The sequence below is a fragment of the Pseudaeromonas sharmana genome (assembly GCF_042649925.1).
Classification (GTDB): Bacteria; Pseudomonadota; Gammaproteobacteria; order Enterobacterales; family Aeromonadaceae; genus Pseudaeromonas; species Pseudaeromonas sharmana.
This window is the reverse complement of record NZ_JBHSAF010000014.1, coordinates 38,083-63,774: the sequence shown is the minus strand read 5'-3', so window position 1 is coordinate 63,774 and position 25,692 is coordinate 38,083. Positions and strand designations below refer to the sequence as shown.

General features: G+C 59.6%; 20 protein-coding genes. 7 read left to right on the top strand and 13 right to left on the bottom strand.

Annotated features, from left to right (window positions below; genetic code table 11):
* Nucleotides 1-45: 45 nt before the first annotated feature.
* The 3 genes from ACFOSS_RS10135 to apt are packed head-to-tail and all read right to left on the bottom strand — an operon-like array spanning nucleotide 46 to nucleotide 3,326.
* On the bottom strand, nucleotides 46-375 hold the full coding sequence (locus ACFOSS_RS10135) for a YbaB/EbfC family nucleoid-associated protein (protein ID WP_377152233.1): 330 nt from the start codon (nucleotides 373-375) through the stop codon (nucleotides 46-48).
* A 22-nt stretch (nucleotides 376-397) separates the two neighbouring features.
* The gene (gene dnaX, locus ACFOSS_RS10130; protein WP_377152232.1) at nucleotides 398-2,749 is read right to left on the bottom strand and encodes a DNA polymerase III subunit gamma/tau; all 2,352 of its coding nucleotides are present in this window, start codon (nucleotides 2,747-2,749) and stop codon (nucleotides 398-400) included.
* Nucleotides 2,750-2,780: 31 nt separating this feature from the next.
* Complete coding sequence (gene apt, locus ACFOSS_RS10125; protein ID WP_377152230.1) at nucleotides 2,781-3,326, bottom strand: adenine phosphoribosyltransferase; 546 nt, start codon at nucleotides 3,324-3,326, stop codon at nucleotides 2,781-2,783.
* Between apt and ACFOSS_RS10120 the strand changes: the two genes are divergently transcribed.
* Entirely contained in the window at nucleotides 3,325-3,498 is a 174-nt protein-coding gene (locus tag ACFOSS_RS10120; RefSeq protein WP_377152228.1) for a hypothetical protein, read from the top strand. The two genes, apt and ACFOSS_RS10120, sit on opposite strands and share 2 nt — an antisense overlap.
* A gap of 56 nt (nucleotides 3,499-3,554) precedes the next feature.
* On the opposite strand, the gene ACFOSS_RS10115 is transcribed toward ACFOSS_RS10120, so the two are convergent.
* Entirely contained in the window at nucleotides 3,555-4,574 is a 1,020-nt protein-coding gene (locus tag ACFOSS_RS10115) for a porin (protein ID WP_377152227.1), read from the bottom strand.
* Between the two features lie 308 nt (nucleotides 4,575-4,882).
* On the opposite strand from ACFOSS_RS10115, the gene dinG reads away from it, so the two are divergent.
* From dinG to ACFOSS_RS10100, 3 genes are all read left to right on the top strand, one after another.
* Complete coding sequence (gene dinG / locus ACFOSS_RS10110; protein ID WP_377152226.1) at nucleotides 4,883-6,949, top strand: ATP-dependent DNA helicase DinG; 2,067 nt, start codon at nucleotides 4,883-4,885, stop codon at nucleotides 6,947-6,949.
* Nucleotides 6,950-7,028: 79 nt separating this feature from the next.
* Nucleotides 7,029-7,724 carry a YccT family protein gene (locus ACFOSS_RS10105; protein ID WP_377152224.1) on the top strand — a complete coding sequence of 232 codons (696 nt, stop codon included), beginning with the start codon at nucleotides 7,029-7,031 and terminating at the stop codon, nucleotides 7,722-7,724.
* A 65-nt stretch (nucleotides 7,725-7,789) separates the two neighbouring features.
* Nucleotides 7,790-9,112: an SLC13 family permease gene (locus tag ACFOSS_RS10100; protein ID WP_377152223.1), complete on the top strand. Its 1,323-nt coding sequence runs from the start codon at nucleotides 7,790-7,792 to the stop codon at nucleotides 9,110-9,112.
* A 511-nt stretch (nucleotides 9,113-9,623) separates the two neighbouring features.
* Here ACFOSS_RS10100 and mukB read toward each other — a convergent pair.
* From mukB to cmoM, 4 genes are read right to left on the bottom strand one after another with little or no spacing between them, the layout of a single operon-like run.
* Nucleotides 9,624-14,069 carry a chromosome partition protein MukB gene (gene mukB, locus ACFOSS_RS10095; RefSeq protein ID WP_377152221.1) on the bottom strand — a complete coding sequence of 1,482 codons (4,446 nt, stop codon included), beginning with the start codon at nucleotides 14,067-14,069 and terminating at the stop codon, nucleotides 9,624-9,626.
* A gap of 2 nt (nucleotides 14,070-14,071) precedes the next feature.
* Complete coding sequence (gene mukE, locus ACFOSS_RS10090; RefSeq protein WP_377152220.1) at nucleotides 14,072-14,791, bottom strand: chromosome partition protein MukE; 720 nt, start codon at nucleotides 14,789-14,791, stop codon at nucleotides 14,072-14,074.
* On the bottom strand, nucleotides 14,772-16,112 hold the full coding sequence (gene mukF / locus ACFOSS_RS10085; protein ID WP_377152218.1) for a chromosome partition protein MukF: 1,341 nt from the start codon (nucleotides 16,110-16,112) through the stop codon (nucleotides 14,772-14,774). Before mukF ends, mukE begins: the two co-directional genes overlap by 20 nt.
* On the bottom strand, nucleotides 16,109-16,909 hold the full coding sequence (gene cmoM, locus ACFOSS_RS10080; protein ID WP_377152217.1) for a tRNA uridine 5-oxyacetic acid(34) methyltransferase CmoM: 801 nt from the start codon (nucleotides 16,907-16,909) through the stop codon (nucleotides 16,109-16,111). The genes mukF and cmoM overlap by 4 nt, the downstream gene beginning before the upstream one ends.
* A 93-nt stretch (nucleotides 16,910-17,002) precedes the next feature.
* On the opposite strand from cmoM, the gene elyC reads away from it, so the two are divergent.
* The 3 genes from elyC (at nucleotide 17,003) to pfkA (ending at nucleotide 19,823) form a co-directional block, all read left to right on the top strand.
* Entirely contained in the window at nucleotides 17,003-17,767 is a 765-nt protein-coding gene (gene elyC, locus ACFOSS_RS10075) for an envelope biogenesis factor ElyC (protein ID WP_377152216.1), read from the top strand.
* A 137-nt stretch (nucleotides 17,768-17,904) separates the two neighbouring features.
* Nucleotides 17,905-18,660, top strand: coding sequence for a triose-phosphate isomerase (gene tpiA, locus ACFOSS_RS10070; RefSeq protein WP_377152215.1), 756 nt, complete (start codon nucleotides 17,905-17,907; stop codon nucleotides 18,658-18,660).
* Nucleotides 18,661-18,860: 200 nt separating this feature from the next.
* Entirely contained in the window at nucleotides 18,861-19,823 is a 963-nt protein-coding gene (gene pfkA, locus ACFOSS_RS10065; protein WP_377152214.1) for a 6-phosphofructokinase, read from the top strand.
* A 110-nt stretch (nucleotides 19,824-19,933) separates the two neighbouring features.
* Here pfkA and ACFOSS_RS10060 read toward each other — a convergent pair whose 3' ends face one another.
* From ACFOSS_RS10060 to fadI, 5 genes are all read right to left on the bottom strand, one after another.
* Complete coding sequence (locus ACFOSS_RS10060) at nucleotides 19,934-20,806, bottom strand: DMT family transporter (RefSeq protein ID WP_377152213.1); 873 nt, start codon at nucleotides 20,804-20,806, stop codon at nucleotides 19,934-19,936.
* Nucleotides 20,807-20,883: 77 nt separating this feature from the next.
* On the bottom strand, nucleotides 20,884-21,882 hold the full coding sequence (dusC, locus tag ACFOSS_RS10055) for a tRNA dihydrouridine(16) synthase DusC (RefSeq protein WP_377152212.1): 999 nt from the start codon (nucleotides 21,880-21,882) through the stop codon (nucleotides 20,884-20,886).
* Between the two features lie 4 nt (nucleotides 21,883-21,886).
* Nucleotides 21,887-22,099 carry a ribosome-associated protein YbcJ gene (gene ybcJ, locus ACFOSS_RS10050; protein ID WP_377152211.1) on the bottom strand — a complete coding sequence of 71 codons (213 nt, stop codon included), beginning with the start codon at nucleotides 22,097-22,099 and terminating at the stop codon, nucleotides 21,887-21,889.
* Nucleotides 22,100-22,246: 147 nt separating this feature from the next.
* Nucleotides 22,247-24,349: a fatty acid oxidation complex subunit alpha FadJ gene (fadJ, locus tag ACFOSS_RS10045; protein ID WP_377152210.1), complete on the bottom strand. Its 2,103-nt coding sequence runs from the start codon at nucleotides 24,347-24,349 to the stop codon at nucleotides 22,247-22,249.
* Entirely contained in the window at nucleotides 24,346-25,659 is a 1,314-nt protein-coding gene (fadI, locus tag ACFOSS_RS10040; RefSeq protein WP_377152209.1) for an acetyl-CoA C-acyltransferase FadI, read from the bottom strand. The genes fadJ and fadI overlap by 4 nt, the downstream gene beginning before the upstream one ends.
* Nucleotides 25,660-25,692: the final 33 nt, after the last annotated feature.

Here is a 25,692-nt window from a genome sequence, read left to right as displayed (position 1 = left end):
GCTCTCCGATACAACAAGCGGGGTTTCCCCCGCCCGTTTTTACACTCAGAACGGCATCTTGAATCCGGGAGGCAGTTGCATGCCACCGGTCAGCTCGCCCATCTTGGTCTTGTTCTGCTCTTCGATACGGCGCACGGCGTCGTTAAAGGCCGCTGCGATCAGATCTTCCAGCATTTCCTGATCATCTTCCATCAGGCTCGGATCGATGGCGACACGACGCACGCTGTGGCTGCCCGTCATCGTCACCTTGACCAGACCAGCACCGGATTCGCCAACGACTTCCATATTGGCCAGCTCTTCTTGCATCTTCTGCATACGATCCTGCATGGCCTGAGCCTGCTTCATCAGATTACCGAGTCCACCTTTACCAAACATCGCTTATCTCTCTGTAGGGTTATCAATTGGCTGTTTTCAGTGGCTGGATACTATCAGCATCCAGCTGAGCACCAAAGCGCTCAATCAAAAATTGAATATGCGGATCCTGCTCCAACGCCAATTTGGCCTCGTTCAGAATCGCCTGATAACGTTCATGCTCGATGACGATTGGCGGCTTAGCCTCCGGCGTGCCCAACTGAATATCCAGAACAACCGGCTGACCAAGGTGCGCGGCCAGGGTGTTGGCCATCACGGCGATCGCCTTATCGGAAACCAGGTGACGATGCTCCTCTGGCAACGTGAGCACCCAGCGATCCGCCTCGATGCGACGACTCGATTGCAACGCCAATTGCCGCAACCGGCCGCCAAGACCACTGGCAGCAATCAGCTCGGCCCAGGCATCGCCACAACCGGACAGTAAATCGTTGGATTGCCAGCGCCTGTCCGTTGTTGCCTCACTGGGCGCATTATTGTTGCTTGTCGAGGGCAGAGAGGACGATAGCGGTGCGGCAACCGAACCGGTACCCGCAGGCGTTATCTGAGCGGCGCGGTTTGCAACCAGCGGAGCCATTGCGTCATCGCCGGAGTTAGGCTCCTTGCCGGAGGGTAACGGCATGTCGTCCTGATAACTCGTCAGCGGCGGCAGTTCCCATGGTGGCGTCTCTTCGACCGAGCGCTGGTGGTCGCGCGGCAGGTACTGCGCAGGCTCGTTGGCCATGAGAGCAGCACTAGCAGGGTTGACGCCTGACGGCGGTTCTCGCCGTGGCGCAGCCATCGCCGGGGTTGTCGGCCGCGTCTCCGGGGTGGTTTTGGGCGCTGCGACGCCAGGCTGGCGCGATTCAGGCTCGCCACTGACAACCTGGCTGCGCAGCCGATTGCGAGCCGCCAGCAAATTGCCCAGCCCACCCTGGGTGACAGACTGCTCGTTGATCTGAGTATGCGCTGGCACCGTCTCGTCACTCGATACGGTTGACGGGGCTGAGGGCACTGAGGGCACTGAGGGCACTGAGGGCACTGAGGGCGATGGTTGCCGCAACATATGCGCTTGGGCCAGCAAGTCCTCCTGCTCTTGTTGCAATCGCTGCTTCATTTGTGCAACTGCTTGCTCATCCTCTTCATCGACCTGCGCCGACAGCGTGGCAAGCGGAGTCTTGAGAGCCAAGTCTGGCGTGGTATCAGGTACCACCGCATCAATCCGGCCTGGAATAGCGGTGGGGACTGCCGGCGGTACAGACAGACCCTCGCCATGGCTCGCAGGCACAGGTGTCAGCAGCGGCTTGGCGACACTGGCGCGAGGAGAAAACGCCAGCATGCGCAATAGCGTCATCTCCAGCGCACTGCGGCCATCTGGCGCCAGTGGCAGTTCTTTACGCCCCTGTAATGCCATCTGATAACAGAGCTGGATCTCGTCCGCGGCGAACACTTTAGCCAACTGCAACACCTGCTCGGCATCCAGCGCTTCAGGATCCGGTGCGGCGCCCAATAATTGGGCCAATGCCATGCGGTGCAGCAAGGCAGCAAGCTCCAGATGCACAAGATCGAAATCCGGGCCCAATTGTGCCAGCTCTGCGACCTTTGCCATCAAGGCGGCGCCATCCTGCCTGGCCAGCAAATTGAGTAACTGGTGCAGGTGGCGATGGTCGAGCGTCCCCAGCATGGCCAATACCAGCTCCAGGCGCACATGGCCGTTGCCATGGGCCAGCGCCTGATCAGTCAGGCTCAGTGCGTCGCGCATGCTGCCATCAGCGGCCTTGGCCAGTGCGCCCAGCGCAGGCAACTCGTACGGCTGCCCCTCGGCATCGAGAATGGTCTGCAACTGCCCGCTAATCTGTTCGCGATTGAGCGCCTTGAGATGGAACTGCAGGCAACGGGAGAGAATCGTGATCGGTAGCTTCTGCGGATCCGTGGTTGCCAGCAGGAATTTGACATAGGGTGGCGGCTCTTCGAGTGTTTTGAGCAGCGCATTGAAGCTGTGCCGCGACAGCATATGCACTTCGTCGATCAGGTAAACCTTGTAGCGCCCGCGTGCTGGCCGGTACTGCACATTGTCCAGCAGTTCACGGGTGTCTTCGACCTTGGTGCGCGACGCAGCATCGATCTCCAGCAAATCGACAAAGTTGCCCTGATCAATTTCGCGACAGCTGTCACACACACCACAGGGCGTGCTGCTGACCCCCTGCTCGCAGTTGAGACACTTGGCTAGAATGCGCGCAATCGTGGTTTTGCCCACACCGCGGGTGCCACTGAACAGATAGGCATGATGTAAACGCCCCTGATCCAGCGCATTGATCAAGGCGGTCAGCACATGCTGCTGACCGACGACCTCATGAAAGTTTCGCGGACGCCATTTTCTGGCCAGTACCTGATATCCCATCCCTGCTCCGTATCGCGGGTTGACACCTGAATTAATGGCCGCCGAATTGCACCAGGCTCAGTGGCTCGACACCCGCGGCACGCAATTTTTCCTCACCGCCCAGATCCGGCAGCGAAATGACAAACGCCGCTTGATCAACCAGACCTCCACAGCGGCGAATCAGCTTGATGGCCGCATCAACCGTGCCTCCGGTAGCCAGCAGATCATCCACGATCAGCACCCGCTCACCTGGCTGAATGGCATCGTCATGAATCTGCAGACGATCCAGACCGTATTCCAGCTCATAGCTCTCTTCAAATACCGAGCGCGGCAATTTGCCAGGTTTACGCACCGGAACAAACCCCAAACCCAGTGCCGCCGCCACCGGAGCGCCAAAGATGAAGCCGCGCGCCTCAGTGCCCACCACCTTGTCCAGCGGCACCTGGCGATAGTGCTCAACCAGCAGATCGATAGTGGTCTTGAATGCCTGAGGATGCTCTACCAGACTGGTGATATCGCGGAACAGGATGCCCGGCTTGGGGTAGTCTGGAATCGTCTTGATGCAGGATTCAATAAAGGTGAGGGTTTGAGGGTTCATGTTGATTACCGATAAAAAAAAAAGAAAGCCCATCTTCTGGTCAGCAGATCGGGCTTGGGTTCTCTTGTGCCGCCTTAGCTTAACAACCCCGTTTTCCTTTGCAACCTCGACAGCAGCAAAGCGCGTGACGAAAACGTATTTTCAGCATCAATTGCATAAAAATCCGGCATGAAAAAAGGCAGTCGAATGACTGCCTTTTTATCTGACTGACATGCGTCAGCAAACAACTTAGTAGTTGTATTGCAGCGCCAGAGTCCACTGATCGTCGGCACCGTCGATTTGATCGAACTTGTACTCGGCGTAGGTGTAGAAGTTGCTGGTGAAGGTGTACTGAGCACCCAGCAGGTAGTTGTCAGACAGATCTTCGCCGCTATCCTTGTTTTCGGAGAAGTTGTAACCGGCCAGGAAGCCCCAGTCGTTCTCCAGGATATACATGGCAGCCAGTTCGTAACCCTTGGCAGTTACATCAAAACCTTGGCCTTCAACCTTGCTCTCGTTGTACAGTGCTGCGGCATAGAAACCAGCTTCACCGTAAACGCCATAGGAAGTAGACAGTGCCCAGTCGGTCTTGCTGGCAGTCTGACCAGCTTGAGCATACTCATCCTTGGCAAAACCGGCATTCACACCAACGTTGATCGGGAAGGTGTAGCCAACATTGGCGGCATAACCATAATCCAGATCCGGTACGCTGATGGTGTTACCACCGCTATCTTGGCCCAGAGACAGTTCAGCACTGTCATCGCTGAACTGGTACGAGGTACCGACGCGGAAACCACCAAAGGTGTTGTTATAAATGATTTGGCCTTCCTGACGGCCCTTGTAGGCGTTGGCAGAAGAACCCCACTCGTTGAAGATATCGGTAACACCGATAGCGTCATAGTAAGCGGTATCGGTCTGACCAAAGGTCACCTTACCCACTTCACCACCATCGAAACCGGCATAGAAGTGACGAGTCTTCAGAGACTCCTTGGAATCACCGTAGTCAGAGTTTTCGGAGTCGATTTGCCATTCGCCACGACCGAAACCGGAAACCTTGTCGTTGATCACAGTTGAGCCACGGATACCGAAACGGCCGTAACCTTCCAGGGTATTGCTGTCAGAACCGGAAGCGGTGTCGTTGTAGACGTTTACTTGAGCACGGCCATAAACATCAAACTTCTGACCATCTTTTTCGTAAACGGTAGCAGCATTAGCTGCTGAAGCAGCCAGCAGAGCCGGAACGGCCAGTGCGAGAAGAGTTTTTTTCATATTCATTTGCCTACTGAAATTAAACACTAAGTCCTTATATTCCCTGTGGAAGTGACGTTTCCATCACTCTCGAACGAGCCTAGCACACAAAATGTGAAGCGAGCAACAGAAAAAAATGAACTATTCGGCGTTGGCGTTGTCCGTAGCATAATTGTTTGTTTTTAAAAGCCATTGCTCATTTATTTATCACTTTTCGCTGCTTGCTCAGAGCTTTATATGAAGCTCTTTCTCAATAAGAGATTTCGCTTTTTGTTAGCTGTCTCACAGAGCGTTATACTGCCCGTCATCGAGTTTCCGGAGACCTCCGTATGCCTGTTTCGGCTATCAAGACAACCGTTTCGCAGAACTATCGGCGGCTCAGCCAGAAACTTGCAGCTTTCGTGCCAAGAAAAGAGCAAAACTATCTGGTCGCCGAAATTGTCAAAACCCTGTGTGGAGAACAAGGGGGGCCGCATCGCCTGTTGATTGCCGAAGCCGGCACCGGCATCGGCAAGTCACTGGCCTATCTGCAAGGCGCCATTCCCGCCGCCATGCTGCAAAACAAGCGCCTGGTGCTATCCACCGCGACGCTCTCGTTGCAAGAACAGCTGATAAACAAGGATTTACCTCTGTTTAGCCAGGTCAGCGACTCGCCGCTGCGTTACCGTTTGGTCAAGGGACGTCAACGCTACTGCTGCATCGTCCGCCTGCAACAGCGGGTCGATGCCCAGGCACAACCACAGGAGCAGTTGTCCTTCGGTGACTGGCTGGATTTTAAGCCCGATGCAACTTCACAGGCGCTGTACCAATCCCTGCTGGATGCCTGGCATGCCGGCAGTTGGGAAGGCGATCGTGACGGTTGGCCCACCCCCATCGCCGACGCGCACTGGGAAGCGATCAGCTGCCAATCTCACAGTTGTACCCCCCTGTTCCCCTCTCATCAGGCGTGTCCGTTCCACCGTGCACGGCGCGATCTGGAACAACAAGATGTTCTGGTGGTAAACCATGCCCTGCTGCTGGCCGATTTGCGGTTAGGAGGGGGGGTCATACTGCCGCCACCGGAGGAGTGTTTTTACGTCATTGATGAAGCGCACCATCTGCCTGTGATCGCCCGAGACCAGGCATCGGCCCAGACTGCGTTACGCCAAGATCTGCTCTGGATGCAAAAATTGCCCCAAATGGGGGATGAAATCACCAAGTTAGTGCAGAACAGCCTGGTGCAGAAGCTGAATGAGCAGTTGAACAACCAGGTTCAGATGTTATTGGCCGACTACAAACAACTGCAGCAGGTGCTCAAGGCGCAGAGCCACTGGTTTGCAGACGCGGAGATCCATCGGTTTGAGCACGGCGTCTTACCTGATGAGCTGCAGCCAATTCTGCGAGCCGGATTAGAGCCGTTACGCCAATTGAACCGACTCCTCGATCGGATACAGGGCGCACTGGCCGAACATGCCAAGGAGACCGGCCGTGCGGCTCGGACACTGGAAGCGGCGATGAGTGAGGTTGCCGCCTCCTTATTACGCGCGCAGAGTCTGCTTGATTTGTGGGAACTGCTGCTCGCGGACTCGGACACGCGCCCGGTCGCCAAGTGGATAGCCCATCCCGAACGCAAAGAGTATCTGTTGCAGGCGGTACCACTGGAGATGGCCGCCTGGCTCAAGCATCACCTCTGGAACCGCTGTGCCGGGGCCATCGTCCTGTCGGCGACGCTGACGGCGCTGAACAGTTTTGACTATTTTTGCCGCCAGGCCGGCATCTACCCGGAGGACGACGCCCAGCTACTGAGGCTCAAATCACCGTTTGATTACCAACGCGCCACCCTGTTAATCCCACAGATGCGTTGTGAACCGACGGATGCCGAGTATACCCGCGAACTGATTGCGACCTTGCCGCGCTTTCTACATAAGCAAATGGCCAGTCTGATCCTGTTTGCCTCTTATTGGCAGATGCAGGAGGTGGCTGCTGGGCTTCGCGAAGCCGGCTTCAGCCTCCTGGTCCAGGGGGAAGCCTCCCGACAGGCATTGCTGCATCTGCATCGTGAGCGCTGCGATCAAGGCACCCCCAGTATCTTGCTGGGCACCGGCAGTTTTTCCGAAGGGCTCGATTTGCCGGGGCAGCAGTTAACCAACCTGGTCATCACCAAGCTGCCCTTCGCCGTTCCTGATTCGCCGATCGAAGCGGCGCTGGCCGAAGCCGTCACGCGACGCGGTGGTAACCCCTTCTTGCAAATTGCGGTACCAGAGGCCTCGCGCAAGCTGATTCAGGCCTGTGGCCGTCTGATCCGTCAGGAGCAGGATGAGGGGCGCATCGTTTTGTTGGACCGGCGGGTGCTGACACGCAGCTATGGTCGCAGCCTGCTTGCCTCGCTGCCGCCCTTCAAGCAGCAGATAGAATAAGCGCTCGGCCGGATTGCCGTCAGCGAGCAAAAAGGTAGAATCAGGGCAGCCGTTCTGGCCCCAGTACAAAGGAGTGTTTATGCGTTACCTTGTCATCCTCGTTACCAGCTGCATGGCGCTGCTATCCAGTCAGATCGCCAACGCCGCCAGTTTCGACATCGCCCGCCCCTATGTCTTGCAGTTAATCGATGGCAAGCCGACTGAAGGCAAACTGGTCAATGCGCGCCAATTGACCCTGGCCGCCGGCAAACACCAGCTGGTACTGCAGTTTGAAGGCAGTTTCCGCGATCAGAGCGAGACGCGACTCATCCGCGGCGAGCCGATTGTTTACAACCTCGACCTGCAGAGCGATGACATGCTGGCCATGCAATTTACCTATCCGCGCAACTATGAAGAAGCCGAGAAGTTTTTGCAGCAGCAAAAAATTGTGGTCATCAACAAAAAAACCAACCAGCCTGTCGCGGTAGACTCCTTCGTGATGCCAAAGAAACAGGGGTTACAGATTGGACGTGATTATCAGCAGGAGCTGACCGAACAGGGCAAGGCTTTCCAGCAGATCAGCGCGCCAACCGTAACGGCCACCACGGCTGCCGCCGCAACAGCGGGAACCACAGTGACCGCAGCCGCAGCATCGACGGCCACAACCGCAACGGTGCAACCTTCGGCAACGGTGCAACCTGCGGCACAAACGCTGGAGATGCTTAAATACTGGTACCTGCAAGCCGACGCCAAGACGCGTAAAGACTTCCAGCACTGGATTATCTCCGAGCAATAAAAGAGTCATACCCACAGTGCGGCGCCGGAAAGAGCGCCGCCTGACTATAACAAGGAGCAAAAAGCATGTTGCATCGGGTTGGTCGTCTGCTGCTGGCATTCGTCGGCGTCAGCTTGCTGTGTTCTGCCCCGGCCAGTGCCACGTCACTGGCCGATGTATTATTGGCCCCGGGCGGGATCCGCATCGAGTTCATTCTGTTCGCGCTGACGCTGCTGGGCGTGGCGCTGCTGCACCACTACACCATGTGGGTCGCGCTGGCTGGTCTCGGCACCATCCTGCTGGCCAAATACAGTCTGCTGGACAATTTCTCGTTCTGGCATCACCTGCTCGGTGGTGGCGGCAGCGAGGGTGAGTGGCGCATCCTGCTGAACCTGATCGGTCTGTTGTTCGGCTTTGCGATCCTGGCCAAGCACTTCGACGAATCCCATTTACCGAAGGTGTTGCCGAAGTTTCTGCCCAATGACTGGAAGGGCCCCTTCGTCTTGCTGGTGATGATTTTCGTCATCAGTTCGTTCCTCGACAACATCGCCGCGGCGATGATCGGCGGCGCCATTGCATTTGTGGTGTTCAACGAGCGGGTGCATATCGGTTATCTGGCCGCGATTGTCGCCGCCAGCAACGCCGGTGGCTCCGGCTCCGTGGTCGGCGACACCACGACTACCCTGATGTGGATCGACGGCGTCAGCCCGTGGGATGTGCTGCACGCTTATGTCGCCGCCGGTGTCGCGCTGGTGATCTTCGGCCTCATCGCCTCGTTCCAGCAGGATAAATACCAGCGCATCGTCAGCGATGCCCCGGCGAATCAACGCGTGGAATGGAAACACTTGCTGGTGGTTGGCCTGATCCTGGTGCTGGCGATTGTCACCAACTATGCCCTCGACTTCCCGGCGCTCGGCGTCTGGATCGCCCTGCTGCTCGGCGCCCTGTTCGTACGCACACCCTGGGAAGAGCTGAAAAACGCCTGGGCCGGCACCATCTTTCTGGTGGCGCTGGTCACCTGCGCCTCGTTAATGCCGGTTGACGAGCTGCCACCTGCCTCCTGGCTCACCACCTTCAGCCTGGGCTTTATCTCGGCGGTGTTCGACAATATCCCGCTGACCAAGCTGTGTCTGGAACAGGGTGGCTATGACTGGGGCATGCTGGCCTACGCGGTCGGTTTCGGCGGCTCCATGCTGTGGTTTGGCTCCTCGGCCGGGGTTGCCCTCTCCAACATGTACCCCCAGGCGCGCTCTGCTGTGCAGTGGCTGCGTCACGGCTGGCATGTGGCGCTGGCCTATGTTGTCGGCTTCTTCGTGCTGCTGGCCCTGGTCGGTTGGCACCCCCACGCGCCCCATAAAGACCATAATAGTGATGTGCAAATCAGCCAGCCGGTGCAGCGCGACGCCTGAATCGAACCTGACGCAGTCGCACGGATGCCAACGGGACCTACGGGTCCCGTTGTTTTAGCCGAGTTCAACGCCGATCAGCTCCTTATGTGCTCTGCACTCGTCTTGCCCTCCCCGGCACACCTGCGCGGGTAACCCTCGGGTCGAACCGTCCAGCCCGGCTACCACCGCCATGCCGCTGTCGATTCTTTAGCTACACTTCACCATCCCAAACCCCGTTGTAGCGACGGGAATAACCTGTTTGCACTGCACCAATATATTAATCTGCGTTGGACTCCTGGTCCGGCAAAATAACGCCTGCGCAACATAAAATAATAAATATCTTTATTATCAATTAGTTGAATAAAAGCACTGCACACCGGCACAGCAAATTAGCGCTGTGACAACATCAAGCTGATACACAGCCAAGGCAGTGCCTGCGCATTATTTCCACCCGCCTGTCATCGTTGACAGACAAAAAGGCCACCTTCACGGTGGCCTTCTTTGATGACCGGCTCAGTACGGTTTATGCCGCTTACGCGCTGATCCGTTCATCGCCGCTGACATAGCCAAAGCCACGCAGGCCGACGACATGCACATGCTCCTGCTTGCCATGCACCTTGCGGATCAGCTTGTAGGTGGTGCCCTTCTCCGGACTGATGTTCTCCGGGGCGGCAATCAACAACTGCATATCCTGGCGTTCGCACAGCTCGAACAGGGTGGCAATCGACTTGGCATCCAAACGGGCCGCTTCGTCGAGGAACAGCAGCCGGCATGGCTCTATGTCCTTGGCGCGCAGGCGCTTGGCCTCCTCTTCCCAGCTCTGCAGCACCATCAGCAGGATCGCCTGACCGGTCCCGATTGCCTCGCCGGTCGACAGGGCGCCGCTCTCGGCACGCAACCAGCCATCGACGCCACGCTGCACCTCGATCTCCAGCTCCAGGTAGTTGCGGTAATCGAGCAGCGCCTCGCCGAGCACCTGGAAGCTGCGCTCGCCCTGATCGATGTGCGGGTTCAGGCGCTGGAACAGCTTGGCCATCGCCTCGGAGAAGGTCATCTCGCCATCGGCGAACAGGTCCTGGTGCATCATCGCCTGATCGCCGAGCGCCATCAGCAGACGGGCATAGGCATCGCGCACATTGACGTTCAACCGCACGCCACGCACCTGGCCGAATGCGATGTTCTGCAGCCCCTGGTTCAGCACGCGAATACGGTTCTGCTCGCGGCGGATGATGTTGGTGATCTTGGCCGCCACTTCGGTGGAGCTCAGCGACAGATGCGCTTCACGCTGCTTGAGCTCGTCGGCCAGCCGCGACAGTTCGATCTCCATCTCCTCGATCGCCTCGACCGGATCGTCGGAGCGGATGATGTCGTGACGGATGCGATCCTTGAGGTAGCGATAGACGGTGACATAGAAGGCCACCTTCTGCTCGGTGTTGCGATTGCCTTCCGACAGCCGCAGCGCGTCGCGCAGTTCGTCCTCATGGGCCACCGCCTGACGCAAGGCCCCGAGCGCCTTGTCCGACATGGAGCGCAGTTCATCGGCATCCAGGTACGCCAGCTCGCGGCGATTGAGGCGTTTTTCGACATCGTTGTCGCGCGCCAGGCGCAGCACCCGGTTCCAGCTCTGCTTGTGGTTGACCAGCAGCTTGCGCGCCAGCTTGTAATCCTTGCCCTCGTGGGCCAGACGCCCCTGGATGCTGTCAATATCACGGCGACAGACCTGGAACTGGGCCTCGGCCTGGGTACGCCGGGAGCGGGTACGCACCAGCTGCTCCTCGACCTCGCGCTTGTGCTCGCGGGCCTTCTCTTCCATGTCCGGCGTTACCGTCAGCCCCATCAGCCCCAGCTCCTGCTCGAACTCGCCCAGGGTCTGGCGCTTGGCATCGAGACCGGATTGCAGTGCGGTGCGCACCTGCATCGCCTCGGTAAAACGTGAGCCAATCTGGTTGACCGCTTCGGTCAGCTGGCGGCGCGCCAGCTCGGCATCGGCCAGCTTGGCCTTCAGCCGCTCGCTGATCTCCGAGGTCTGGCCGAGCATCGCCTCGGCATCCTGATAGGCAAAGTGGCTGCTGCGCGCCAGCAGCTCATCCAGCGCAAAACTCTGCCGGCGCACCAGCGCCAGCTGCTGTTCGGCGTCACTGGCGGCGGCTTGCAACGCCGCCAGCTGCTGCGGATCTTCACGCAGCAGGTGCAGTTGCGTCGCCAGCTTATCCAGCGCGTCGCCGTGGCGGCGCAGGAAATCGCCGGCCTGCTGCCAGGCCTGATAGTCCGCCTGGGCGGCCTGCAACCGGGCCGGCAGATCATCGGTCGTCAGCAGATGCCAGCCGGCGCGCAGCCGTTGCAACAGCACCAACGCCTGGCGTGCCTGCTCCTGTGTCGACTTCAGTTGCGCCTGGCGTTGCTGCCACTGCTCCAGCTGGCCCTGCAGCTCGCGTTGCCGCGCCTGCAACAGTTCCAGTTCGGCCTCCGGGTCGGACTCGAAGGCTACGCTCAGGTGCTCGGCGATAAACTGGCTGAAATGGTGGTAAGTACGGCTGTGTTTTTGTTGTTCGAACGCGGCGGTGGCATAGGCATCGATCAGCGCCTCGCGCTCCTGCTCCAATGCGTCGACCCGCTGCTCGCGGGCGGCACGGCCAAACAGCGGTACCTTGGGGTAGCGCGAATAGCGCAGTTGCCGCTGGCTGCTGCGCACCACCAGCGCCTGGGTCAGCTCGGTCGCTGCGAGCAGATCCTCATCAAATGACTCCGGATTGCCCTGGATCAGGTAGAGATCATCCGGCACGTCGTCCAGGGCCTGCAGCCGCTCGACGGCGGCATCCAGATCGGCGACAACAATCGCCGCCCGCGCCGGCCCGTACAGCGCCGAATAGTAAGGCGCATCGTCGATACTGATGTCATCGTAAACATCGGCCAGCAACACGCCATCCAGCTGTTCGCTGACGCGGGAGAGGCGCTCATCCACTTCACCGCCAACATTCTGCAGACGGCGGATCTGCGCCTCTAGCTCCAGCTTGCGCTGTTGCAGCCGATTCTTCTCGGCTTCGGCTTGACGCTCCTGCTCCAGCGCCTTGTGCATCGCCTGGGAGACCGCCTGGGGATTTTCCAGCGGCTCGCCACTGAGTTCGCGCAGCTTGTCCAGTTTCTCCTGGGCCACCAGCCAGGCCGGAGCCAGCTTCTTCAACTGTTCGATGCGGCTGCGATCCTGCGTCACCTGCTGCTCGGACTGCGCCATCTGCTGACGGCCGGCATCCAGCTGATCGGCGGCCTCATCCAGACGCGCCTGTTGCTGCTCGGCGGCCAGCTCCAGCGCCGCGTCGTCGGCCAGATCCTGGTTAACGCTCAGCTGGTGCTGCTGTTGCAGACTCTGCTGCACCCGTTGCAGCTGTTGTAGCTGCTCCTGCTCGCGCTGCAGATCGCTGAGCGCACGCTGAATCGTCTCGCCGCGGGCTTGCAGATCCCGCGCCTGATGCCCCTGGCGCAGCACCTGCTCAGCACGGGCATACGCCTCATCACGCGCGACATCGCCGACGACACCGGTCAGCAGCGCCAGCGCCGCATCGTATTGGCCGGCGGCGGTGCGGGCCAGATTCAGGCGTTGCTGGGCTTGCAGCAGCGCCTCGGTCAACTGGCGCTCGCGCTCCTTGAACTGGCTCTGCTCACGCGCCACCCCGGTGACATCCAGATCGGGCCGCGCACAGAGCTCGCGCGCCGTGTCCAGCGCCTTGATCGCCTGCCGGTACTGGATGGCTCGGGTCTGCTGCACATCCAGCGCCTGCTGGTAATCGGCCAGCTGGCTTTTCAGGCTGTCAACTTCGCTGTCAGTCAGCTGTTTTTTCTGCTCCAGCTCGGCCTTCTGCTCGCCGATCTCCTCGACGATGGCCAACTGCTCTTCCAGCCGCGCCTGCAGCTCGCCGACATCTTCCCGGTACTGGCCGATCTTCTTGCCGAGGGCCACGGCGTTGATCACGCGGGCCAACTGCTCGGATGCCGCCTCCAGCTCGTCGGTCAGGTGCTTCTCGCGCGCCTGCATCTGCTCGGCCTCTTCGGCCAGATAGATGGCGCGCTGCTTCTCTTCGCGCAACAGGCGGTGCTTGTCCTGCAACTGACGACGCGCACCAAGTGCCGTTTCGGAGAGCCGGGACTTCTCGGTGCTGTTGCGCATGTAATCGGCCGCCACATAGTGGGTGGTTTCGGTGATCAGGTTGCGGAACAGATCGCGTTGCGACTGGGTTTCACGAATCGCATCCAGGGTGCGGCGGTTCTCGTAGATCGCCGCCTCCATGTCCTGGAACGCCTTGCGTACGCCGGAGTTCTCCGGCAGCAGGTATTCACGCAGTGAACGGGTGATCGACGACGAAATGCCGCCATACAGCGACGCCTCGATCAGGCGGTAGAAGCGGGAGCGGTCTTTTTGATCGCGCAGCTTCTTCGGCAAGATGCCGTACTCGAACATGAAGTTGTGATAATCGGTCACCGAATTGAACTTGGCGACCTTGAGGGCGCCGAGCTCGGCGGCGGCTTTGCGCAGATCGGTAAAGGCGCGCACCTTGGCCTTGTCATCGTCGAGGCGTTCCAGCAGCAGATCGGTGGGCACTATGCCCTCGGGGACCTCCAGCAGCGCAAATGGCGTGATGTTGACCTTGTTGTCACGGTTTGCCACCTGTTCCAGGTGCACCCCGACCCAGATGCGCTGGTCGCGGGAGTTGCGGACATCGATCAACGAATAGCAGTGGCCGCGTTGCAGCTTGCCATACAGCCCCTTGTCGCGGCTGGCACTGGAGCTGCCCGCCTCGGTGGTATTGCGAAAATGCAGCAGCGTCTGATCGGGAATCAACGCCGTGATCAGCGACGCCATGGTGGTCGATTTACCGGCGCCGTTGCCACCGGACAGGGTGGTCACCAACTGGTCAAGCTCGAAGGTCCGGGCAAAGAAGCCGTTCCAGTTGACCATGGTCATCGATTTAAACTTGCCGCGCATCGTCATACATCCAGTCCGAGTTGTTCTTCTTCGATCTCATCTTCACTGTCATCCAGCAGGTGCTCGCTGGTTGGCAGCTCGTCATCGTGCAATATCGCCTCGCCTTCGCGGATCATCCGCAGCTGGACGGCGCGCGGATCCTCATCGCTGCGCACATCGGCGCCGAAACGGAACACCGCCTCGTTGACGCGAAATTTATCGCCGCTGCCCAGCGGGGTCACCATGCCGAGCCGGCGCAGACGGCGCAGCGAGGTGCGCATCTTTTCCAGCAACTTGCGCTTGTCCAGATCCGAACCACCACTACGCTGATTGACCATGCGCAGCAGCTGGCGCTCGTCGGCCAGCGTCAACAACTCTTCTTGCAGATCAGCCAGCGCAAAGACCCCCTCATTGGCCAACCGCTCCGGGCTCAGATAGAGGTAACACAGCACCTTGCCGACCAGCATGTCCAGCTCGGACAGCACAGAGGTGCCGATCTCGGACGAGGCGCGCGGCCGCAGATAGAAGAAGCCTTCCGGCGCCTTGATCAGCTCTACCTGATAGCGGCCATAGAAACGTTCCAGCTCGTCGTGGTACTCCAGCAAGAAGGAGTGGTTGTCCAGGTCATCGGCGCTGATGTGGCGCCCACTGCGCAGCCAGGTATCAAGTTTCGGAAACAGCGGGTTGGCGATCGCCTGCGCCATGCGCAGCGCGAGCGGAAATTCAGTATTGATCAATGACATGGGCCTGTACCTTAGCTCCCGATTCGTTGATGGGTTTCCATTTGGGCTGCCGGCTGCTGTGTAATTCGGCGCTGGCATGACCCAGCCGCACCGCCGTGTCGATCAACAGGCGGGCGACATCGAAATGCTGATAGTCCGGATAGCTGGCCAGGTAGTCGCGCAGCACCTCGGCCAGATCCAGCGGCCGCTCGCCACTGCGAAACGCGTCCAGATGCAGCTGAATGCGCTCGGCCAGCTGGTTGTTGATATCGAGGATCTCGTGGTACTCCAGCTCGCTGGGTACCTCGCCGGTCACCTCGTCGCCGTGCAGCGCCAACGTCTCGTCGCGCAGCTCGAGCAGGCGGTGCTCCTGGGCCACCACCATCAGCCAGTTATGTTGTTCAAAGTCGCGGATCGAATCACGCAGGCGCTGGCTGAAGGCGCGGTTCTTGTCCATGTCAATGGCGGTACGGATGAACTTGTGCACGTGACGGTCATAGCGCGCCCACAGTTCGATGCACTGCTGGCCCCAACTGATGATGGCGTCGAGTCGCGCCTGCAGCGTGTGCGTCAGCGCTTCGATATGTGCCAGCTCATCGCGGCCCTGGGTCGCCTCCTGAATGTTGAGCAAGCCATCTTGCAGGTTGTGGCCGGCGGCATCCAGCGTGTCCTGCAGCTCGCGCAGCGTCTGGCCGGTTTCGCGCAGCAGCTTCTCGCAGCTGTGGATCGCCTCGGTCCAGTTCTGGTTCAACAAGTCAGCAATCTCGCTCTTGACCTGGTTTTGATGCTCATCCATCGCCCGCTGGGTCAGATCGATGCGCGCCAGGATCTCCTCCACCGAAAACTTCAGCCGCGGATAGACCTGTTCGTTCCAGTGGAGCAGATCATCCTGTTGCTGGGTTGCCTCATGGGCCTTGGTCAGCTCGCTGGCCACCTGCTCCAGCAACAGGGATAACTTGATGCTGCTGACCTCTTTTTGCTCGACATAGAACTCGACAATGCCCATCGCCAGCCGGGTCAACCGATACAGGCTTTCGCCCTCGACCGGATCGGCATTGAAGCGCGACAGCAACTTCTGCCGCACCAGCTCGTTGATCGCGTTGTTGGCCCTGTGGGTCAGTGTCTCGTCCATCTGTCCGAAGATCTGGCTGACATAGCCAAACGCATCGTGCAGCGCCGCTTCGGTCAGCTCATGGCTGCTGTCGTCACGCGACAGCGCAGCAATGGCAATCAGAAATGCCAGCCTGTCATTGGCCAGTTGCAGCGACAATCCTTCCTGTCGGACCCAACCTACCAGTTCGGGTAACGTGCGGTCTGCGGCACGGGAACTCTCTTGGCTCATGACCTCTTCATCTCACCTTGATTCTGCAATGGCCGCTGGGCCATCACATGGATATAACGTCCCAGCGCCACAAAGGGCTCCTGCCGGCAATAACGCTGTTCCATCTGCAACAGATCCTCAAATTTCTCGTGCTGATCCTGTTTATGGCGCATGTAATCGTGGATCACTCGCACCCCGGTCTTGCCGATCAGTTTGAGGCCACCACGTTGCAGCCAGTCGTACACCTCCTCCGGCAGTTGCGGATTTTCCGGAGTCAGCTTCTGCTTGCGCTTTTTCGTCAGGCCGGCACGGATGTAATCAAAATTGCCGACCACCAGGCTCTGGAACAGCAGCGCGTGGCGGTTGTAAAACAACAGCGACAAGATGCCGCCGGGAGCAAGAAAACCGAGCAAGGATAACAAGGTCTGCCGCGGTTCGGACAACCATTCGAGCACGGCATGACACAAGATGAGATCAAACTCACCCTCAACGTGCTGATCCAGGGCCTGAATCGGGCAGTGAATCAGTCGGATGCGATCAGAAAGCCCTTGTTGCTCAATCTGTTGCCGGCCCAGCTCCAGCATCTCGGCGGAGAGATCACACAACTCGATGCGGTGCCCCATTGCCGCCAGTTTCTGGGCAAAATAGCCAAAACCGCCACCGGCATCGAGGATCCGCAGCGGCCGGTCACCGAGCCGGCTCAGGCAGGAGAGCAGATCCTGCCAGACCACGGCGGCGCGGATCTGCCCCTTGGTGGTGCCATAAATGTTCTGGGCAAACTTGTCGGCCAGGCCGTCAAAGCTGTGATCAGCGCTCACGTCACGGGTTCCGTTTCTATCAGGGGACGGCTATTCTGGCACATCCACTTACCCCTGCAAACGGCGCGGCCAACGGTCGCTCAGAGATCACGCATGTTCTGGTTAAAAAAATGGCTCGGTGGCCTGTTGATGCCACTTCCACTCAGCATCTTGCTGATTCTGCTCGGTCTGCTGCTGTTGTGGCTCACCCGTCACCAACGCTGGGGCAAGGTGCTGGCCACGCTGGGACTGGCAGTACTGCTGTTGTTCTCCCTGCGCCCGGTCAGCATAGGGCTGCTGCGACCGCTGGAGCAGCAATACCCGCCGCTCCCGCGCACAGAACAGGTCGATTTCATCCTGGTGCTGGGGCATGGCCATGTCTCGGATCCGACCATTCCACTGACCAGTCAACCGGTCAGCAACGCCTATGCACGCATTCTCGAGGCCATCGACATCAAACGTCACAACCCGCAGGCCAAACTGGTGCTCTCCGGCAACATCAGCTCGGACCCCCTCTCCTGTGCCGAGATGTATGCGCGCATCGCCGAGCACTACGGCATACCGCGTAGCGACATGATTCTGATTGAAGATGCCTATGACACCCAGGACGAGATCGACCACTACGGGGCGATTATCGGCCAGCACAAGGCGGCACTGGTCACCTCTGCCAGCCACATGCCGCGCGCCATGGGGCTGCTACGCGGCGTTGGGCTCCGGGTCGTGCCCGCACCGACCGATTATATGGGCCGCGAGGCGCAACGGCCGATCCCCTCCTACGGCTATCTGCCGGAGGGGCGCTATCTGATGTATTCCGAGACGGCGCTGCACGAATGGATCGGTCAGCTGTGGCATCGTTTACGCGGCCAGTTTAAAGATTGAGCAGCGGCTAGCACAAAAACTGATATGGATCAGTAATTAGGGTAAAATAATCACCGCCGCGACTTGGCGCCGACTATCCGGCATCAGGTTGACCTCTTATAATGCCCGGCAGCAAACAACATCTGGAGGATGAAAGAATGAGACAACCACTGGTAATGGGTAACTGGAAGTTGAACGGTACCAAAGCGTCTGTAGAAGCCCTGGTCAAGGCCCTGATCGAGCCGGCAGCCAAGGCCGATGGCGTTGAAGTGGCCGTCTGCCCGCCGGTTATCTTCCTGGGTCTGGTGGAAAAGCTGGCTGAAGGCAGCCGTATCCAATACGGTGCACAAAATGCCGACGTCCACACCCAAGGCGCCTTCACCGGTGAGAACTCTCCGGTCATGCTCAAGGAATTCGGTTGCAAATACGCTCTGGTTGGCCACAGCGAGCGCCGTACCCTGCACGCAGAAACCGATGACGTCGTGGCTGCCAAGTTCGAAGCCATCCAAAAGGCTGAGCTGATTCCGGTACTGTGCATCGGCGAAACCCTGAGCCAATTCGAAGCCAACGAAACCAACGCAGTAGTGGATGCCCAGCTGAAGGCTGTTATCGACCGTTGTGGTATCGCCGCCATCGCCAACGCCGTCATCGCTTACGAGCCGGTATGGGCCATCGGCACTGGCAAGACCGCAACTCCGGAGATCGCACAAGCCGTTCACGCGCACATCCGCGCTTACCTGGCCGGTTTTGATGCCGACGTCGCTGCCAAGGTCCAAATCCTGTACGGTGGTTCAGTCACTGGCGCTACCGCAGCCGACCTGTTCGGTCAACCGGACATCGACGGTGGCCTGGTGGGTGGTGCATCGCTGAAGCCGGACGACTTCGCGCAAATCATCGCTGGCGCCAAGCGTTAAGATACAAAGAGGGCGTCTGATGGCGCCCTCTTCGTGTCCGATGATCAACCCGGCCTTGCCACTGTGACTCATCACTCAGTTGTTCAAGCGCCTACCCTGCCATACTCCTGCGACCCGGCAGCCCAAGGTTTATCGTCAGACACTCGGGGCTCGCCTGCCCCCGATTTTTACAAGAAACTTCGACTCTATAGAGGCACACTATGATCAAGAAAATTGGTGTTCTGACCAGCGGTGGTGACTCACCAGGCATGAATGCGGCCATCCGCGCCGTGGTTCGTGCCGGTCTGGCAGCCGGTCTGGAAGTCTATGGCATCCGTGACGGTTACCTGGGCCTGCATCAGGATCGTATCAGCAAGCTGGAACGCCACAGCGTATCCGACATGATCAACCGCGGTGGTACTTTCCTCGGCTCGGCCCGCTTCCCGGCGTTCAAGGAAGAGTCCGTCCGTCGCGAGGCGATCGAGAACCTGAAGAAGCATGGCATCGACGCCCTGGTGGTCATCGGTGGTGATGGCTCCTACATGGGGGCCAAGAAGTTGACCGAGATGGGTTATCCCTGCGTCGGTCTGCCGGGCACCATCGATAACGACATCGCCGGTACCGAATTCACCATCGGTTTTGATACTGCGTTGAACGTGGTCATGGAAGCCATCGATCGTCTGCGTGACACCTCCACCTCGCACAAGCGGATCTCGATTGTCGAAGTGATGGGCCGTCACTGTGGCGATCTGGCCATGTCTGCTGCCGTCGCAGGTGGTGCCGAGTACGTGATCGTGCCGGAGAAGGGCTTCGACAAGACTGCCCTGCTGGCGCAGATCGACGACGGCATTGCCAAGGGCAAGCGCCACGCCATGGTCACCATCTGTGAGCACGTCACCGACGTGAACGCACTGGCCAAGGAGATCGAAGCGCACACTGGTCTCGAAACCCGTGCCACCATCCTCGGCCACATCCAGCGCGGCGGTAGCCCGACTGCGCGTGACCGTATCATGGCCAGCCGCATGGGTGCTTACGCTGTTGAGCTGTTGCTGCAAGGTGTCGGTGGCCGCTGCATCGGCATGCTGCAAAACCAGCTGGTGCACCACGACATCATCGACTGCATCGAGAACATGAAGCGTCCGTTCGACGATGAAATGTTCGAGTTGAGCGACAAGCTGTTCTAAGCCTGCGCCGCTAGCCAGATAGATCAAACAGGAGGCCGATGGCCTCCTGTTTAGTTTGTGCTCCCAGTCAGACCGTCAGAGCTAGCCGTCAGCACAGAGGCCATCTTCGCTCAATGCGCACTGGCCGCAGTCCTGTGGCGCCGCGGCCAATGCTCGTTAAGAAACAGCGATAAGAAGATCAGCGCCCCACCCGCGCCCAGACGCAGCAGATCCGCCTGCTGATTCCAAATCAGCAGATTGACGACCAGTCCGGCGGGGATCAACGCATTGTTCATGACCGCCAGCACACCGGCATTCACCTGTGTTGCCCCCTTGTTCCACAAAAAGTAGCCTAAGCCGGACGCCCCGGCGCCCAACCACAGTAGCAAGCCCCACTGGATGCTTGTGGTCGGATAACGGGCGCTGCCCAGCCAGAACCAGGCAACTGCCGCCACACAGGCCGCGCCCAGAAAGAAGCAGCCAAACACCTGATGCTGTGGCAGCGTCGCCGGCTGGCGGGCCATCAGCCACTTATAGCCAACCTGGCCCAGAGCAAAACAGAGGTTGGCGCCTTGCACCACGGCAAAGCCCAGCAAGTAGTCCGATGTCAGGCGATCGTAGCGAATCACGGCCGCACCCAGTACCGCCAGCACAGCGGTCAACAGGTAGCGGCGGTGGAAACGGCCACAGAGCAGATCATTAAACAGCGTCACGTACAAGGGAGTAAAAATGGTGAAAATCAACACCTCAGGTACGGTCAGCAGCAAGAAGGAGTGGTAGTAGAACAGGTACATGACCCCCAGCTGCACGGCACCAATCGCCATCAGCATCGACGCCAGACGCCATTGTTGCTTCGACAGACGCATGAAGGGCAAAAAGACCACCAACGCCAGCAAGGTCCGGGTCAGGACCATGAAATAGGCATCAACCTGTCCGGCCAGATAGACACCGATGAAACTAAAAGAGAATGCCCAGAGCAGGGTCACGAACAACAAGTAAGGCATGGCAGCCACTCCCTATGCGAAAAACCATCATCATGATGGCGTAGTTAAGCCTGCGTAAACAGTGTCAATCTCAGGGGTTATTGCTCGCTATGTGCCGCAGCCGACGCCAGCAACGCCAGGATCGGGGGCGCTTCGGTACAGCGTCTGAGTTCGAGAAACAGCGGTTGTGCCTCGGCATACTGCTGCCGCAGGTAGCTGAACCACTGCTTGATACGATTCGGGAAATAGAGCCCCTTGTCACCTTTGACTTCCAGCTCGCCATAGCGCAGCAACAACTGCAAGACCTCGGTCCATGGCATGACGGGCTGCTTGTGCTGAATGACGGCGCCCAGGTTGGGAACATTCAGCGCACCGCGTCCGACCATCAAATCCGGACACCCTGTCAGCTGGCGGCAACGGGCGGCAGAGGCCGCATCCCATATTTCACCGTTGGCGATCACCGGGATAGACAGCCGTTCACGGATCGCGGCTATCCAGGGCCATTTGATTGCCTCGGCGCGATAACCATCGACTTTGGTTCTGCCATGCACGGCCAGCTCACTGGCACCGGCCGCCGCAACAGCGTCGGCAATCTCCAGGCAGTGCTCGGGGGCATCCCAGCCTAAACGGATTTTGGCGGTCACCGGCTGATCGGCCGGCACGGCGTCACGCACGGCGCGGATGATGCGATACATCAACTCTGGCTCCTTGAGTAACACGGCGCCGCCCTTGGACTGATTCACCAGTTTTGCCGGGCATCCGAAATTCAGATCGATGCCGGGCGATCCCAGCTCCACTGCCCGTACCGCATTTTCGGCTAACCACTGCGGCGACTGCCCCAGCAGTTGTACCCTCACCGGCGTTCCACTGGCCGTACGACCGCCATGGCGTAACTCTGGCGCCAACCGATAAAAGCTCCGTTTCGGCAACAGCATGTCGATGACGCGCACAAATTCGGTAACGCACAGATCATACGGGTTGATTTCGGTTAGCAACTGACGCATCAGGGGATCGAGAACCCCTTCCATCGGCGCCAGGATCAAACGTCCGGCAACCGGCGATGCCTCACCGGTGCTGGTCAATTCAGCGCTGTTCATCTGCTCAGGCTTCGACCTTAACCTGTTGACCGTCGTAACTAATAACCTGATCGGCCAGGATCTTGCAGCGTTTACGGGTTTCCACCACCCCATCCACGGTCACCAGACCGGCATCGATCACCGATTTGGCCATGGCTCCACTGTCGGTCCAGCCTTGCAGCTTCAGCAGGTCACACAATGCAACATGCGGGTGGCCTTCAAGTTTGAAAATTTCCATGATTGTCTCCGTGATGGGTGCGGGTATTGCGCGGGGGCGCATCTATCGCATAAAAGCCATCAGGTGTCGACTACTTTATGTCTATAGCGCCCCGCGCAGACAGCAAAAGGGCCCATCAGGGCCCGAATGCCGTGCCAAGCCGCACGACTAGTAGAACGACGCCTGGCGTTCCACGCGCGCCAGTAACCCGGCACAGGGGGCAAACCGTGGGCCATAGGCCTGTTCCAGGCGCCGCAACTGGCGTACCACCTCATCCAACCCGAGCTGTTGCATCTGCCAGAAGGGCCCGCCGGTGAACGGCGGATAGCCCAGCCCGTAAATGGCCGCCAGATCACCATCGGCCGGCGAAGCAATGACCCCCTCATCCAGACAACGGACCGCTTCATTGAGCAACAGCCACTGACACCGTTCGGCCATCGCCGACAAGGGCACCAGCCGGACGGGCAGCACCTGCAACAGATCGTAGACCTGCGCGTTCACTTGCTTGGGCCCCTTGTGCGGATAGCGGTAAAAGCCGCTGCCGCTTTTGCGGCCCTTATTGCCCTGCGCCAACAGGGTTGCCAGCGCCGGTGAGGGTCTAAAGCGCTCACCGTGCGCAGCCACCAGCACAGGGCCTATCTTGTCGACGACATCGAGCCCCACCTCATCCAGCAGTGCCAATGGCCCGACCGGGAAACCGGCACTCACCAGTGCCTTGTCGATCTCCTCTATGGCCTCACCCTCTAACAACAGGGTTACCGCCTCCTGCAGATAGGGCGCCAGAATACGGTTTACGAAGAAGCCGGCCACATCCTTGACCACCACAGGTGTCTTACCCTGGGCCCGCGCCAGCGCCAGTACGGTCGCCACCGCCTGCGGATCTGTGCCCGCATGGGGGATCACCTCCACCAGCGGCATTTTTTCCACCGGACTGAAATAGTGCAGCCCGAGCACTTGCTGCGGATACGGCGCCCCCGCGGCGATCTCATGGATCGGCAAGGACGAGGTGTTGGACGCAAAGACCAGCCGCTCCCCGCACCGCTGCTGTACCTCGCTGACCATCTGCTGCTTGAGGGTTAACTCCTCGAACACCGCCTCAATCACCAGATCCAGTTGTTGAAATCCGCTGTAATCAATACAGCCACTCAGGCGGGCAGCCTGACGCTCCAGCTCGCGCGGTGACAGCTGGCCACGTTTCACCCGTTGTTGCAGCGCCTGGCGCAGATGCGCCATCACCCGTTGCAGCGGCGCATACTGGGTCTCTTTCACGCGCACGGCGGTAGCAGCGCGCATGACAGTCACGGTGGCAATGCCAGCCCCCATCAAACCGCCGCCCAGCACACCGACTGCGCCCACCGGGTGCGGCGTCAGATCGGCATACGGCCCCTGCCGGCGCTGCTCGCGGCCGAGGTGAAACAGATGCCGCAACGCACGCGACTGCGAGGTACAGACCAGTTGACCAAAACAGCGGGCCTCAGTCGCCAACCCCTGCGCCATCCCCTGCTGCAGTCCGTCGCTGACCGCCTGTAACAGGGCCGGAATCGCCGGGTATTGCCCCTGGGCCTTGCGCTCGGCGTTTGCGCGCGCCTTGCGCAGCACCCAGTTTCGTAGTGGTGCCAAGCGCAGCAGCCCCTGTTGATACCAGACTGGACGCCGCTGCCGCTTGCCGGAGTGCAACCAGCGCCGGGCGGCGACCAGCAGTTGCTCCATCGGTACCACCTCGTCCACCAGCTTGCAGCGCAAGGCGGCACGGGCGGACAGTTGCCTCCCACTCAGCATCAAATCCAGCGCCAGTGGCAACCCCAATTGCGCTGGCATGCGTTGGGTTCCACCCGAGCCAGGAATGAGACCCAGCTGAATTTCCGGTAAGCCCAGCCGAGTGACGGCAGCCGAGCTGGCAATGCGCGCATCGCAGGCCAATGCCAGCTCCAGTCCGCCGCCCAGACAGCTGCCGTGGATAGCCGCGACCACAGGGCAAGGCAGGGCGGCCAATCGGGCGAACATCTGTTGCCCCTGTTGCGCCAGGGCAGTGGCAGCATCGGTATCTGCACACTGGTCCAGCATGTGGATATCCGCCCCCGCAATGAAACAATCGGCCTTGGCGGAGGTCAGAATGATGCCTGCCGGTGGTTGCCGATGCATGGCCTCCAGCCACGCCGCGAACTCGGGGATCAGCGCCTGGTGCAGGGTGTTCACGCGCTCGTTTGGCGCATCAAAGGTCAACACCTCGATATCGCCATCCTGCCTGTGATGATTAAAAAAATGGCTCATGCCGGCACCTCCCAGATCATGGCGGCGCCAAGGCCGCCGGCAGCACAGGCGGTGGTCAGGGCCAAGCCCCCGCCACGCCGTGCCAACGCATTGACACTCTGCAAGATCATACGCGCCCCGGTGGCCGCGAAGGGATGGCCATAAGCCAGCGAGCCCCCCAACACGTTAAAACGTTGTAGATCTATCTCTCCCGGCGCTGCGGCCAATCCCAGCTGTTCCTGCGCAAATTGCTCATCCGCCAGCAGTTGCAGATTCACCAACACCTGGGCGGCAAAGGCTTCATGCATGTCGATTAGCGCCAGATCGGATAGCCGGCATCCGGCATGGGCCAGCGCTCGGGGAATGGCATAAACGGGCCCCAACAACATGTCTTCTTGTACCGGTAGCGCCGCAAACGCATAGCCGCGCAGAAAGGCTATCGGCGCGTAACCCAACGCGCGGGCCCGGGACTCCGTCATCAACAGCAGGGCAGCCGCGCCATCGGTGAGTGCCGACGCATTACCCGCGGTCACTGTGCCATAGCGACGGTCAAACGCTGGTTTGAGACGGGCATACGCTGCCAGCTCCGAATCGGCACGGAAGGTGTTGTCCTGTAACAGCGGCGCTTCCGGGCCACCGCTTAGTAGCGGCGCGACTTCAGCATCCAGTACACCTGAGGCCCAGGTTTGCGCCGCCAGCTGATGCGAGCGATGGGCATAGGCATCCTGATCTTCGCGTTTGATCCGGTATTTGCGGGCCATCTGCTCCGCTGAATCACCCATGCTGAGCCCGGTAGAGTACTCGGCGACTGCCGGGGCTTGCGGTAGCAAATCCCGCCACCCTAGCCGCCGCAGCAACCCCAGCCGCTGGCGCCAGGAACGCGCCCGGCTGAGCAGTAACAGCGTCTGCGCCATGTGGGGAGTCACCCCTACCGGCAGACATGATGACGAATCGGCGCCACCGGCAATCGCACAGTGGAGCAGACCAGCCTGCATCGCCTCAGCCACATTGGCCACCGCCTGAAAACTGGTGGCGCAAGCCCGAGTGACACTATAGGCATCGGTTTGCACCGGCAGACGTGAACCGAGGACGATCTCGCGGGCTATGTTTGGGGCAGCTGGCGTCTGGATCACCTGGCCGAAGACCAGGCGCTCTACGGCCGACGGGGGTAATGCCTGTCGCCACAACAGTTCATCGACCACATGCCGTCCAAGCGCCAGCGCGCTCACACCCAGATAGGATGTGGCCTGGCGTGCAAATGGGGTTCTCACCCCGCCAATCAAGGCAATGCGATCGCCGTTGGGGGTCTGCACCTTATGAGGGGATGGCATCTTATCGCTCCTTGCTGTCGCAGCGCCAAACTC

What these genes read in the sequence shown, in the direction of transcription:
- ACFOSS_RS10135 (WP_377152233.1), bottom strand. Translation starts at nt 375, where the DNA reads ATGTTTGGTAAAGGTGGACTCGGTAATCTGATGAAGCAGGCTCAGGCC.
- dnaX (WP_377152232.1), bottom strand. Translation starts at nt 2,749, where the DNA reads ATGGGATATCAGGTACTGGCCAGAAAATGGCGTCCGCGAAACTTTCAT.
- ACFOSS_RS10120 (WP_377152228.1), top strand. Translation starts at nt 3,325, where the DNA reads ATGTTGATTACCGATAAAAAAAAAAGAAAGCCCATCTTCTGGTCAGCA.
- apt (WP_377152230.1), bottom strand. Translation starts at nt 3,326, where the DNA reads ATGAACCCTCAAACCCTCACCTTTATTGAATCCTGCATCAAGACGATT.
- ACFOSS_RS10115 (WP_377152227.1), bottom strand. Translation starts at nt 4,574, where the DNA reads ATGAAAAAAACTCTTCTCGCACTGGCCGTTCCGGCTCTGCTGGCTGCT.
- dinG (WP_377152226.1), top strand. Translation starts at nt 4,883, where the DNA reads ATGCCTGTTTCGGCTATCAAGACAACCGTTTCGCAGAACTATCGGCGG.
- ACFOSS_RS10105 (WP_377152224.1), top strand. Translation starts at nt 7,029, where the DNA reads ATGCGTTACCTTGTCATCCTCGTTACCAGCTGCATGGCGCTGCTATCC.
- ACFOSS_RS10100 (WP_377152223.1), top strand. Translation starts at nt 7,790, where the DNA reads ATGTTGCATCGGGTTGGTCGTCTGCTGCTGGCATTCGTCGGCGTCAGC.
- mukB (WP_377152221.1), bottom strand. Translation starts at nt 14,069, where the DNA reads ATGCGCGGCAAGTTTAAATCGATGACCATGGTCAACTGGAACGGCTTC.
- mukE (WP_377152220.1), bottom strand. Translation starts at nt 14,791, where the DNA reads ATGTCATTGATCAATACTGAATTTCCGCTCGCGCTGCGCATGGCGCAG.
- mukF (WP_377152218.1), bottom strand. Translation starts at nt 16,112, where the DNA reads ATGAGCCAAGAGAGTTCCCGTGCCGCAGACCGCACGTTACCCGAACTG.
- elyC (WP_377152216.1), top strand. Translation starts at nt 17,003, where the DNA reads ATGTTCTGGTTAAAAAAATGGCTCGGTGGCCTGTTGATGCCACTTCCA.
- tpiA (WP_377152215.1), top strand. Translation starts at nt 17,905, where the DNA reads ATGAGACAACCACTGGTAATGGGTAACTGGAAGTTGAACGGTACCAAA.
- pfkA (WP_377152214.1), top strand. Translation starts at nt 18,861, where the DNA reads ATGATCAAGAAAATTGGTGTTCTGACCAGCGGTGGTGACTCACCAGGC.
- ACFOSS_RS10060 (WP_377152213.1), bottom strand. Translation starts at nt 20,806, where the DNA reads ATGCCTTACTTGTTGTTCGTGACCCTGCTCTGGGCATTCTCTTTTAGT.
- dusC (WP_377152212.1), bottom strand. Translation starts at nt 21,882, where the DNA reads ATGAACAGCGCTGAATTGACCAGCACCGGTGAGGCATCGCCGGTTGCC.
- ybcJ (WP_377152211.1), bottom strand. Translation starts at nt 22,099, where the DNA reads ATGGAAATTTTCAAACTTGAAGGCCACCCGCATGTTGCATTGTGTGAC.
- fadJ (WP_377152210.1), bottom strand. Translation starts at nt 24,349, where the DNA reads ATGAGCCATTTTTTTAATCATCACAGGCAGGATGGCGATATCGAGGTG.
- fadI (WP_377152209.1), bottom strand. Translation starts at nt 25,659, where the DNA reads ATGCCATCCCCTCATAAGGTGCAGACCCCCAACGGCGATCGCATTGCC.